The 11856-nt window shown below is 74.6% G+C and carries 9 protein-coding genes; 2 read left to right on the top strand and 7 right to left on the bottom strand.

Going from position 1 to position 11856, the window contains the following annotated elements; genetic code table 11:
- Positions 1-4: 4 nt before the first annotated feature.
- The 6 genes from asnB to KIK08_RS03585 form a co-directional block, all read right to left on the bottom strand.
- The gene (gene asnB / locus KIK08_RS03610) at positions 5-1933 is read right to left on the bottom strand and encodes an asparagine synthase (glutamine-hydrolyzing) (protein ID WP_214401527.1); all 1929 of its coding nucleotides are present in this window, start codon (positions 1931-1933) and stop codon (positions 5-7) included.
- Positions 1934-1942: 9 nt separating this feature from the next.
- Positions 1943-3151 carry a glycosyltransferase family 4 protein gene (locus tag KIK08_RS03605; RefSeq protein WP_214401526.1) on the bottom strand — a complete coding sequence of 403 codons (1209 nt, stop codon included), beginning with the start codon at positions 3149-3151 and terminating at the stop codon, positions 1943-1945.
- Positions 3148-4476 carry a nucleotide sugar dehydrogenase gene (locus tag KIK08_RS03600; RefSeq protein ID WP_214401525.1) on the bottom strand — a complete coding sequence of 443 codons (1329 nt, stop codon included), beginning with the start codon at positions 4474-4476 and terminating at the stop codon, positions 3148-3150. The genes KIK08_RS03605 and KIK08_RS03600 overlap by 4 nt, the downstream gene beginning before the upstream one ends.
- Positions 4477-4569: 93 nt before the next feature.
- Complete coding sequence (locus KIK08_RS03595; RefSeq protein ID WP_214401524.1) at positions 4570-5943, bottom strand: glutamate-1-semialdehyde 2,1-aminomutase; 1374 nt, start codon at positions 5941-5943, stop codon at positions 4570-4572.
- Positions 5944-5955: 12 nt separating this feature from the next.
- Complete coding sequence (locus KIK08_RS03590) at positions 5956-7470, bottom strand: sugar transferase (protein ID WP_308257363.1); 1515 nt, start codon at positions 7468-7470, stop codon at positions 5956-5958.
- Between the two features lie 229 nt (positions 7471-7699).
- Positions 7700-8821, bottom strand: coding sequence for a class I SAM-dependent methyltransferase (locus KIK08_RS03585; protein ID WP_214401523.1), 1122 nt, complete (start codon positions 8819-8821; stop codon positions 7700-7702).
- Between the two features lie 33 nt (positions 8822-8854).
- On the opposite strand from KIK08_RS03585, the gene KIK08_RS03580 reads away from it, so the two are divergent.
- The gene (locus KIK08_RS03580; RefSeq protein ID WP_214401522.1) at positions 8855-9493 is read left to right on the top strand and encodes a dTDP-4-dehydrorhamnose 3,5-epimerase family protein; all 639 of its coding nucleotides are present in this window, start codon (positions 8855-8857) and stop codon (positions 9491-9493) included.
- Here KIK08_RS03580 and KIK08_RS03575 read toward each other — a convergent pair.
- On the bottom strand, positions 9488-10234 hold the full coding sequence (locus tag KIK08_RS03575) for an N-formylglutamate amidohydrolase (RefSeq protein WP_214401521.1): 747 nt from the start codon (positions 10232-10234) through the stop codon (positions 9488-9490). The two genes, KIK08_RS03580 and KIK08_RS03575, sit on opposite strands and share 6 nt — an antisense overlap.
- A 206-nt stretch (positions 10235-10440) precedes the next feature.
- Between KIK08_RS03575 and KIK08_RS03570 the strand changes: the two genes are divergently transcribed.
- The gene (locus KIK08_RS03570; protein WP_214401520.1) at positions 10441-11547 is read left to right on the top strand and encodes an LLM class flavin-dependent oxidoreductase; all 1107 of its coding nucleotides are present in this window, start codon (positions 10441-10443) and stop codon (positions 11545-11547) included.
- Positions 11548-11856: the final 309 nt, after the last annotated feature.

The following is an 11856-nucleotide window of genomic DNA, read 5'->3' as shown; positions in this document are numbered from 1 at the left end:
ACGCCTACGCGGCGCGCGCGTCGGCGGCCCCCGCCGACGCCGCACCGCGGTACCAGTACTCCAGGGTCAGCACGTGCCACAGGTGCTTGGACCGGTCCTGCTGGCCCGCGGCGTCCTCGGCGACGAGCCGGCGCAGCGCATCGCGCCGGAGGAAGCCCGAGGAGACGAGCACGCCCTCCTCCACCACCTCGCGCACCAGCGGCGCGAGGTCGCGGCTCATCCAGGCCCGCAGCGGTGCGCTGAACAGGCCCTTCGGCCGGTGCACGACCTCGGCCGGGAGCACCGACGAGGCCGCGTCCTTGAGCGCCACCTTGCCCCGCCGCCCGACGATCTTCGCCGAGCCGGGCAGCCGGAACGCCGCGCGCACCACCTCGACGTCGACGAAGGGCACCCGCACCTCGGTGGACGCGGCCATGCTCGACCGGTCGGTGTAGGCCAGGTTGAGCCCGGGCAGGAACATCCGGGCGTCGGTCAGGCACATCCGGTTCACGTGGTCGTCCAGCGCGCTGTCGGCGTAGACAGCGGCGTGCTCGTCGAGCACGTCGTCCACCGCGCCGGCGAGGTCGGGGTGGAGCAGGTCGAGCAGCTCGGGCCGGTCGTACATGGTGTAGCTGCGCCGGAACGCCGTCTCCTCCGGCAGGTCGGCGAAGGACAGGAAGCGCTTGGCGAACCGGACCGACCGGTACCCGCGCCGGGCCCCGGCGACCGGCAGCAGGCCGACCGCGGCGCCGACCGGCCGGCGCACCGCCGCCGGCACCCGCCGGTAGCGGGTGGCCAGGAGGTTCGCCAGGTGCTTGCGGTAGCCGGCGAACAGCTCGTCGGCGCCCATCCCGGACAGCATCACCTTGACCCCGGCCTCGCGGGCCGCCGAGCTGATCAGATAGGTGTTGATCGCGGCCGGGTCGCCGATCGGCTCGTCCAGGTGGTCGACCATGTGCGGCAGCAGGTCCAGCACGTCCGGCGCGATCTCGATCTCGCGCAGGTCGACGCCGAAGCGCTCGGCCACCAGTCGGGCGTAGCGCAGGTCGTCGGGCATCGCCTCGAACCGCGCGTCCTCGGCGCGGAACCCGATCGTGTACGCGCTGATGCCGGGCCGGCTGCGCGCGGCCAGCGCGGTGAGGTAGCTGGAGTCGAGCCCGCCGGACAGGAAGGTGGCCACCGGCACGTCGGACACGAGGTGCCGGCGGGTCGAGTCGGCGACCACCTCGGCGAGGTCCGGGTGGTCCGCCGGGTCGGCCGCGGCCCCCTCCTCGGCGACCTCGCGCAGCGACCAGAAGGTGCCGCGGTCGACCCGCCCGTCCGGGCGGAACCGGATCCAGCTGCCCGGCGGCAGCTTCTCGGCCTCCCGGAAGGCGCACCGGCTGTCGGGCACCCAGTAGTAGAGCAGCGAGGCGACCAGCGCGGTGTCGTCGACGTGCAGCTCGTCGCCGAGCACGGCGACGAGCGCCTTGAGCTCGGAGGCGAACAGCACCGACCCGCCCCGGCGCACCAGGAACAGCGGCTTGACGCCGAGCTGGTCGCGGACCAGCACCAGCTCGCCGGTGCGCTCGTCGAGCACGCCGAAGGCGAACATGCCGCGCAGCCGGGGCAGGCAGGCCGCGCCCCACCGCCGCCACGCCCGCAGCACCACCTCGGTGTCGGAGGTGCCGCGGAACCGGTCCCCGGCGGCCTCCAGCTCGGCGCGCAGCTCCGCGGCGTTGTACAGCTCGCCGTTGTAGGTGATCGACAACCCCTCGGCGACCATCGGCTGCGCCCCGGTCGAGCTCAGGTCGATGATCGACAGCCGGCGGTGGCCGAGCTCGGCGGTGCCGCAGGCGAGCGCGTGCGACCGGCGCCCCGCGCCGTCGGGACCGCGGTGGGCCAGCGCGTCGGTCAGGCGGTCGGTGGTGGCGGCCCCGTCGGGCCAGAGGTAGCTACCGGCGATCCCGCACACGGGTCCCCCTCACCGCCGGGTCAGCCGGTCGTGGACGCCGACGTAGGCCGGGGCCTGGTTCGGCCAGGCCAGCACGTCCTCCACCCGGCGCCGGCCGGCGGCCGCCATCTGCTTGCGCCGCACCTCGTCGGCGAGCAGGTCCAGGACGGCATCGGCGAACTCGTCCTCACGGCCCGGCTCCGCGTACACCGCGGCCTCCCCCGCCGAGACCCGCGTCTCGACCAGGTCGAAGGCGACGACGGGCAGCTCGAACGCCATGTACTCCATGGTCTTGTTCATCGTCGACACGTCGTTGAGCGGGTTCTTCGGGTCCGGCGAGAGCCCGACGTCCGCGGTCGACATCAGCCGCGCCACCAGCTCGTCGGGGGCCCGCCCGGTGAACGCGACGTGGTCGTCCAGGCGCAGCTCGGTCGCGAGCCGGCGCAGGGCCGGCGCGGCGTCGCCGTCGCCGATGAGGGTCAGCGCGACGTCGGTGCGCCCGCGCACGTGCGCGATGTGGTGCATCGCCCGCAGCGCGACGTCCACGCCGTCCTGCGGCCCCATGACGCCGATGTACACCAGCAGGTGCGCGTGGCCACGCAGCAGCCGCGGGTCGCGCTCACCGCGGCGCATCGCGTCCGGGTCCGGGCCGGTGCGCACCACGGTGACGTCCTCGGGCCGCTTGTGGCCACGCTCCCGCGCGACCCGCCGGTAGGACTCGTTGGTGGAGATGACGTGCGCGGACAGCGCGTACGTGGCGCGCTCGGCGAGCAGCAGGGCGCGGTGCGGGAACTCGCGCGGGTCGTCGAACCGCGACAGGTACAGCTCGGGGCACAGGTCGTGCTGGTCGAAGACCATCCGCACGCCGAACAGCACCCGGAACGGCAGCACCGCGGCGAACAGCACGTCGGGCGGGTTGCACACCTGGACGACGGCGAACGGGCGCCGCCGCCAGGCCCGGACCAGGCCGGCCAGCGTGGCCAGGATCGACCACAGGTACTCGGCCAGGAACATCACCTGGCGGGTGATCGGGGGGAAGGCCGGGTACTTGTACAGGCGCACGCCTTCGAGCTCGGCGTAGGACGGGTCGCCCGCGCCCTTCGGGCAGACGACCGAGACCTCGAAACCGGCCTCGCGCAGGGCCCGGCACTCCAGCCACACGCGGCGGTCGAAGGGCACCGGGAGGTTCTGCACGACGATGCAGACGTGCCGGCCGCGCGGGCCGCGCCGCCGGCTCACCAGCCCACTCCCGCGTAGCCGGGCAGCGATTCCAGGACATCGCCCAGCCGCCCGTTGAGGTCGAGCACGATCGGCGGGGCCGCGGCGATGACGGCGGCGACGACGGCCGCGTCGGCCGACGAGACCACCGCGACACGCACCCCGTCCAGCGCGTCGGCCGCGTCGTCGTGGAGCACCTTCTGCAGGTGCGGCAGGCGCGCCTGGACGTAGCGCAGGTTGGCCCCGGACAGGTGGGCCGGGTTCACCACCGGGTCGTGGATGCGCACGTCGACGCCCTTGCCGATGAGGATCTCGGCCAGCGCCACGTTCGGGCTCTCCCGCAGGTCGTCGGTGAGGTGCTTGAACGACAGCCCGAGCAGCGCGACGCGACGGTCACCGTCGCCCGCGGCGTCCACGGCGTGCAGGACCCGGTCGGCGACCTCCCGCACGACGATCTCGTTCGACGCCATCGCGCCCTGCAGGATCGGCAGGTCGACGCTGTTCATCCGGGCGAGGTGCAGCAGGCTGCGGACGTCCTTGGGCAGGCAGGAGCCGCCGAACGCGAAGCCGGGGCGCAGGTAGGCCGGGGAGATGTTGAGCTGGCGGTCCTCGACGAAGACCTCCATGACCCGGCGGGCGTCGACGTCGAGCATCCGGTAGAGCCGAGCGAGTTCGTTGGCGAACGACACCTTGAGGGCGTGGAAGGCGTTGGACGCGTACTTCACCGACTCCGCGGCCCTGGTCTCCACCACGTGCACCCCGCAGTGCAGGAACCAGAACAGCTCGCGCACCGCGTCCGTGGCCGCCGCCGCGCCGCCCACCACCAGGAACGGCGGGTCGAAGAAGTCCGCCACGCTGGAGCCCTCGCGCAGGAACTCCGGGCACATGGCGACGTGCAGGTCGCGGCCCAGCTCCCGGTCCGATGCGGCGACCAGCAGCGGTGCGACCACGTCGTCGACCGTTCCGGGCGGCACCGTCGAGCGGACCACGACGGTGTGCGGGCGGGTCGAGCCGGCCAGCGCGGCGCCGATCTCCTCGGCCACCCGCCGCACCTGCGTCAGGTCGGTGCTGCCGTTCGGCGCCGACGGGGTGCCCACGCACACCAGCGACAGGTCGGACTCGACGAGCCCGTCCGCCGCCGACGTCGTCGCGCGCAGCCTCCCGGCCGACACCGCGGCCGCGGCCAGCGGTTCGAGGCCGGGCTCGATGACCGTGGGCCGGCCGGCGTTGACCGTGGCCACCTTGCCGGCGTCGGTGTCCACCCCGACGACCCGGTGGCCGCGTGCGGCGAGGCACGTCGCGGTCACCGAACCGACGTAGCCGAGTCCGAAGAGGGTGACGTTCACGAGGTGACCTCCACAGGTTGCCCGGGCCCGGGCCGGTGGGTGGGATCGGGGGCGGGCCGCGGGCGGGTGAGCACCGCGAGCTGCACGACGTCCTCACCCATCCGCGCGCGTCCCCGCTGTGCGGGTGCTTCGCGGTAGGGCGCGTGGGGCCGCCAGCCGCCGGTGCGCGGGCGCCACGGGACGGCCCGCGAACAGGTCCTCCGGACGTCCGGTCTCCAGGGCCTTCCGGTAGGCGACCATGGCCGCGCGGGCCGCCTCCACGGTCTGCTCGACGTCGGCGTCCGTGTGCGCGGCCGAGATGACGAAGGACTGGCCCAGCACGCCGCGCTGGAGGATCTCCTGCAGGAACAGCGTGCGCATCGGCTGCGACGGCGCGCCCGACGCGTCGCGGGTGCGGAAGACCTGGCAGGACGGGCGCCCGACGACGTCGAGGTGCGCGGCGATGCCGGCCTCGGCCGCCGCCGCGTTGACCCCGTCGGCCAGTTCGCGGCCCTGGCGCTCCATCACCGCCACGGGGTCGGTCTCGGCGTAGGCCCGGACCACCGCCCGGAAGGCCGCCAGCGACGCCGTCTCGGCCCCGTTCGTGCTCGAGAGCAGGAACACCCGCGGGCCCTCGGCGCGCAGCCCCCCGAGCTCCATCAGCTCGCGCCGACCGGCCAGCGCGGCGATCGGGAAGCCGTTGCCCATCGCCTTGCCCCACGTGGACAGGTCGGGCGTGACACCGTAGACCGCCTGCGCGCCTCCGGCCGACCAGCGGAAGCCGGTGATCGTCTCGTCGAAGACGAGGACGGTGCCGTGCTCGTCGCACAGCGCGCGCACGCCCTCCAGGAAGCCCGGCTCCGGCTCGGCCAGCGCGGTGGCCGGCTCCAGGATGACGGCCGCCACCTCGCCGCGGTCCTCCTGGAGCACCCGGCGCAGGGACTCCAGGTCGTTGTAGCCGAAGGACCGGTTGAGCGACCGGACGGCGGCCGGGACCCCGGCGTCGATCGGCAGGGTGCCGACGAACCAGTCCTGGGAGGAGAAGTACGGCTGGTCGTGGCAGTACGCCACGAGCTCGCGCCCGGTGGCCGCCCGGGCCAGGCGGATCGCGGTGCTGGTCGCGTCGGAGGCGTTCTTGCAGAACTTGACCATGTCCGCACCCGGCACGAGGGTCAGGAAGTCCTCGGCGGCGAGCAGCTCCAGCTCGGTCGGCCGGGTGAACGACAGCCCGTCGACCAGCGCGGCGCGCACGGCGTCCAGCACCGGCTCGTACGCGTGGCCCAGGGTCACCGCGCGCATCCCCATGCCGTACTCGACGTAGGAGTTGCCGTCGACGTCCCACACCCGGGCGCCCCGGCCGCGGGTCAGCACCGGCGCCATGTCCTCCGGGTACTGGTCCGAGCCCTTGGCGAAGGTGTGCGCACCACCCGGGACGAGGTCGTGCAACCGGGCCTGCATGGCCGACGAGCGGGTCAAGGAGAGTGTCACCACGAAGTCCGATCAGTAGGCACCGCGGCTTCGCACCACGGCGCCGAGGGTCTTGGACAGGATCTGGGCGTCCAGGGCGAGGCTCCAGTTCTCGACGTAGCGCAGGTCGAGACGCACCGCCTGCTCCCAGGACAGGTCGCTGCGCCCGCTGATCTGCCAGAGACCGGTCAACCCCGGGCGCACCAGGAGCCGGCGGCGGGCGTCCTGGCCGAACTTCACGACCTCGCCCGGCAGCGGCGGCCGGGGACCGACCAGGGACATCCGTCCGGCCAGCACGTTGAGCAGCTGGGGCAGCTCGTCGAGCGAGTACCGGCGCAGCACCGCGCCGACCCGGGTGACCCGCGGGTCGTGCCGCACCTTGAACAGCGGGCCGGCGCCCACGTCGGCCGGTGCCAGCTCCCGCAGCCGGCTCTCCGCGTCGACCGCCATGGAGCGGAACTTGATCATCACGAAGGTCCGGCCGTGCCGACCGACGCGGGTCTGCCGGAACAGCACCGGCCCGCGCGGATCGTCGATCTTGATCGCGACCGCGATGAACGCCAGCGGGATCAGCAGCAGGAGCAGGAGCAGCAGGGCGCCCAGTCGGTCGACCATGTGCTTGGCCAGCCAGCTCACCCCGGTGAAGCTGGGCCGCGTCAGCCGCAGCAGGGGCAGCCCGTCCACCGGCTCGATGTGCAGCCGCGGGCCGGCGAACTCCATCAGGCCCGGGTCCACCACCAACTCCGCCGCGGCGTCCTCGAGCCCCCAGGCCAGGTGGTGCAACCGCTGCGGGGTCAGCGCGGGCGTGGGGCAGACCGCGACGATCCGGAAGCACCCGGACCGGGCGATCGCCGGCACGCTCTCCAGGTCGCCGATCACCGGCACGTCCAGCACCTCCGAGCAGCCCCCGTCCGCGTTGCCGCTCGGCGTGCACGCGCCGGCGATGTGCCAGCCGCGCCGGTGGTCGCGCCGGGTGCGCACGATCAGGTCGGTCACCGACTCCGTCGTGCCCACCGCCAGCGCCTGCAGCGCACAGCGTCCGTCGGCCCGCAGCCGGTGCAGCCTCCGGCGCAGCGCCAGCCGGCCGCCGATGGCCAGCAACCCGGCGACCGGGATGAAGCCGAAGACCCACGGCCGCGCCGCCAGCGCCTCACCGGCCAGACCCAGCAGCCCGAGCGCGACAGCGCTGGTGGTCACCCCGCGGATGACCCGGCTGAACTCCTCAGCGCCCTGGCCGAGGACCTGCCCGTCCCACGCCCGGCACAGCACCAGCCCGAGCACGGCCAGCAGCCCGGCGAGGATGCCCACCCCCGGCGCCACGTGGCCCAGCCAGGGGATCGTGGTGCCGAACCCGAGCAGGTTCCCGGCGATCACTGCGGCGGCGACGGACGACACGTCCGATCCGATGACCAGCGCGCGGTAGCGGACCTCCCACCGCTCCCGGCGCAGCACCGGTCTCCCGGGTGGGTCGCCGCTCGGCCTGGCGGCCCCGATCGACGCCGGCTGCTCGGCGGGGACCAACGGGCGCAGGCCGGGATGTGTCGACACCAAACCACCCACTTCGGTGCTGAGGGACCCCCGACCCCGAGCGGCCTGCGCCCACTTCTGGACGCCGAGCCGCACAGTGCCCCTCGTACGGGTGACACGTGGCGTTACTCACAGCACGAATCGTTCAACGGAAGAGACGCCCGTTCACATGATCGTGTGGTTTCGCTCGGCGACTACGCGCTGTCGACCCGTTGACCGAATCCGCTCCGTAGTGGTAACCGCCGCACAGTCACCACGGGGCGCCCGCGGCCACCGGCACCCACGTCCCGCCGGATGCCTCCACCTCCGGCAGCGCCCGGCGCACCTCGGCCAGCAGGTCGGGCACGAACAGCAGCACCCGGTCCGGCCGGGCCGCCAGCAGCTCGGCCGGCGCGACGACCGGCACCCCCGTGCCCGGCATCCGGCAGCCCTGCTTCGCCGGTGCCGCGTCGGCCACCCCGGCCAGCAGGTCGACGTCCAGCCCGGCGAGGCAGAGCAGCGCCACCGCGCGGGACGCCGCGCTGTAGCCGTAGAGCCGGCGACCCGACGACCGGGCGTCCTCGGCGAAGGACCGCAGCGCCGACGTCATGGTCCGCACCTCGCCCTGCAGCGTCGCCACCACAGCCGGATCGAGCACGCCCACGGCCTGCTCGGCGTCGAGCAGTCGGGCGACCGAGGGGTCCGGCCGACCGCCGCGCCGCGCCGCGACCAGCACGGTGCCCCCGTACAGCCCGAACTCCCAGGCCGTGGACACACCGAGCCCGACCCGGGCCAGGATCGTCCGCACCACGGGCAGCGAGTAGTAGGCGTAGTGGCCGTGGCGCACCGCGTTCCACTGCCGCTCGCGCACGATGGCCGCCAGCGAGTGGAACTGGAACAGCAGCGTGCCGTCCGGGGCGAGGCGGTCGGTCAGCTCCTGCAGCGCCGCCGCCTGGTCGCGGGCGTGCATGAGCCCGAACGAGCCGTCGACGACGACGTCGGCCGGCGCGCCCGCGGCGGCCGGGCGGAGCCCGACCGCGCAGAGGTCGTCAGCCCAGGAGCCGCCGTGCGGGGTGGCGCCCTCGGCGAACACGCGACCGGCCGGCAACAGCCCGAGGGCGCGCACGGCGGCCACCGCGTCCCGGCGTTGCTCGCGCAGGGCGGCGGGCTCCACCCCTTCGGGTTGGTCGGGCAGCTCGGTGTCGTCGGCCAGCTGGGCCAGGCCGCACGACGCGCACAGCCACAGGCGCAGCGGGAACCGCGGGTCGGGGGCGCGGTCGTCGAGCGGGGGGAAGTACTCGCACGCCGGTTGCCGACCGAGATCGAGCACCAGCTCGCCGGTGGCCGATCTGCAGAACCGGCACACCACCGCATCGCTCGGCACTGTGGCCATAACGTTGCCTCCGATCACGACGACTACGCGAGCATGCAGGTAGGGCGGACCTCGCTGGCCGGTGTACTCGTGTTTCTCCCGCAACCGCACCGCGACGATCGCGGCCTGTTCACCCGGACCTTCGACAGCGGGATCGCCCGCGAGCACGGGGTGCGCCCGGAGTCCTTCGTGCAGGACAGCCAGTCCCGGTCCCGCCGGGGCACGCTCCGCGGCCTGCACGGCAGGGGCGGCCGCGGCGAGGCCAAGCTGATCCGCTGCGCCCGCGGCGCGGTGTTCGACGTCCTCGTCGACGCCCGACCGGACTCGCCGACGTTCGGCCACCGGTTCAGCATGGTGCTGGACGACGTCGACTTCGCGACCCTCTACGCACCGCCCGGGCTCCTGCACGGCTTCCAGGCCCTCACCGAGCAGACCGACGTCTGCTACCGGATCGATCGCGAGCACGTCCCCGGGGAGGACCTCTCGGTCCGCTACGACGACCCCGACCTGGCGGTGCCGTGGCCGGAGCCGGTGCTGGCGATCAGCGAGCGCGACCTGGCCGCCGGCTCGTGGCAGCAGCTGCGCGACCGGCTGATCGCGGCGACCCCGCGCGCTGACGCGCGGGATCGGCGGTTCCACCGGACCAGCCGCCATCCCGGCCGCGGCCAGGACGGTCGGAACCGGCCGCTATGAGCTCACCGCGTCGACCAGCGCGGCCAGCGCCGCGGCCGCGACGGTCAGGCCCGCGGTGACCGGCCCGTCCGGCTCGACGACGTGGCCGTCGCGGCGCAGCTCCACCATGATCGACTCCACCCGCGGGTCGGTGGCGTGGTGGCGGAGCGGGACGTAGCTGCCGCGGAAGGGCGAGTCCGTCCCCACCTCCCCGACCCGGGCGAACGCCCGCCGGGCGGCGGCCAGCAGGTCGGGCGGGGTGTGCGCGGGGTCGGTGCCCAGGCAGACCGGCGGGCGCGGGCCGTCCGCGTGCAGCTCGTAGGGCAGCGGCGCGCTGGGGTAGGAGTGCACGTCGATCAGGACCGCGCGACCGGTGGCGGCGAGCCGCGCGTCGACCAGGTCGGCGACGGCGTCCGCCCAGGTCCGGTAGTAGGTGGCCAGCAGGTCGGCGCGGTGGTCGGCGTCGTCGGCGCGGATCCGCTGGCCGCGGGTGCCGTGCGTGTAGACCGCCGCCATCCCGACCGCGGCCATCTCCTCGCGCTCGTCGGGGAACCGCTCGGGGTCGACGACGAACCGCGACACCCGGTTGACCACCACCCACGGCGCCACGGCCGCCGTGGCCGACGCGTGCAGGGCCAGCCGGTCGGTCAGGTGGTCGGTGAGCGCGGCCTGCTCGGCGGCCAGGCCGTCGTCGTCCAGCAGCAGGTGCGCGCGCGCCCACCCCGGGACGTCCAGCCCGGCGTGCGGGACGTGCAGCAGCACCGGGCTGCCGGGCGCGCCCCGGTAGAGGTCGTGAGTGCGGATCGCGGCTATGGCCGTGATTCTCGCCCACGACGCGCCTTTAATGGGGGCATGTCCATCCGGGTCCCGTTGGTGACGCGCCGCCACGTCGACCTCGGGCGCGTGTGGTCGGCGGCCTGTCCGGGGTGCTGAACCCACCCCCGACGACCACCCGGAAGGACCCCACCATGCCCGTCGAGTTCCTCGGCATCGGCGCCACCAACGACGGCACGGAGACGCACCCGCGCTCCGGCCCCGCCTTCGACAAGGAGTTCACCCTCGCGCTCGCCCGAGCCCACGAGGACAGCGGCTGGGACCGCGTGCTGACGGCGTACGGCTCGGGCAGCCCCGACCCCGCCCAGGCCGCCGCCTACATCGCCGACCACACCGACCGCCTGCAGCTGCTGCTCGCCCACCGCCCCAACGTCTCCTACCCGACGTTCGCGGCGAAGACGGTGGCCACGCTCGACCAGATCAGCGACGGCCGGCTCACCCTGCACGTCATCACCGGCGGCAACGACCACGAGCAGCAGCGCGAGGGCGACACCCTGCCCAAGGACCGCCGCTACGACCGCACCCGCGAGGCCATCCAGATCCTGAAGCGGGCCTGGACCAGCCGCGAACCGTTCGACTTCCACGGCGAGCACTACGACTTCAGCGACTTCGTCCTCGACGTCGAGCCCGCCCAGAAGCCGCGCCCGCGCATCTCCTTCGGCGGCTCGTCGCCGGCGGCGTACAAGGTGGGCGCCGAGGAGGCCGACATCTACGCCCTGTGGGGCGAGCCGCTGGCCGGCACGGCGGAGCAGATCAGGACCATCTCCGAGCTGGCCGCCGCCGCCGGCCGCCCCGCCCCCACCTTCCAGGTCGCCTTCCGCCCGATCCTCGGCCGGACCGAGGAGGAGGCCTGGGCGAAGGCCTACGACACGGTCGCCCGGATCAAGGAGCGCACGGCGGGCGGCCAGCAGCTCACCCGCCGGCACAACCTGACGAACCCGGAGAACGCCGGCTCGCAGCGCCTGCTGGCGGTGGCCGAGCAAGGCGAGCGGCACGACCGCGCGCTCTGGACGGTGACCGCCGCCGCCACCGGCGGCGCCGGCAACTCCACCGCCCTGGTCGGCACGCCGGAGACGGTGGCCGCGGCCCTGCTGGACTACTACGACCTGGGCGTCCGGATCCTGTCGGCCCGCGGCTACGACCTCCTGGCGGACGCGAAGGAGTTCGGCCGCGAGGTGATCCCGCTGGTGCGGGCGGAGGTGGCCCGCCGCGACGCGGAGCTGGTGAAGGCCACCGCGTAACCGCATCCCACCGCCCGCCCGCCGCCCCCCTCGCCGCCGCACCGCTGATCTACACCCCGTCCTCGCAGGGTGACCTGGAAGGGCCGGCGGGCGACGGCGAGGGCCGGCAGGAGACGGCCGCACGGGCTTCGGCGGTGGAGTGGCTGCCTCGCGGTCACCGGGGCGGGGCCTCGCAGCGCGCCGGGCGCGTCGCAGCACTGGCCGGGGGGCCTCGCAGCGCGCCGGGCGCGTCGCAGCACTGGCCGGGGGGGGGGGGGCGGCCGCGGGGGGGGGGCCGGCCCCCCCCCCCGCAGCGGCGGCGGGCGGCGC

Origin of the sequence: Pseudonocardia lacus, assembly GCF_018531445.1 — a bacterium.
GTDB classification, from domain to species: Bacteria; Actinomycetota; Actinomycetes; order Mycobacteriales; family Pseudonocardiaceae; genus Pseudonocardia; species Pseudonocardia lacus.
The sequence above is the reverse complement of the archived record's forward strand: the minus strand, read 5'-3'. Positions and strand labels throughout refer to the sequence as shown.

Excerpts from the sequence above, each read along its gene's own strand:
- KIK08_RS03585 (WP_214401523.1), bottom strand. The coding sequence starts at position 8,821 with ATGGCCACAGTGCCGAGCGATGCGGTGGTGTGCCGGTTCTGCAGATCG.
- KIK08_RS03570 (WP_214401520.1), top strand. The coding sequence starts at position 10,441 with ATGCCCGTCGAGTTCCTCGGCATCGGCGCCACCAACGACGGCACGGAG.
- KIK08_RS03580 (WP_214401522.1), top strand. The coding sequence starts at position 8,855 with ATGCAGGTAGGGCGGACCTCGCTGGCCGGTGTACTCGTGTTTCTCCCG.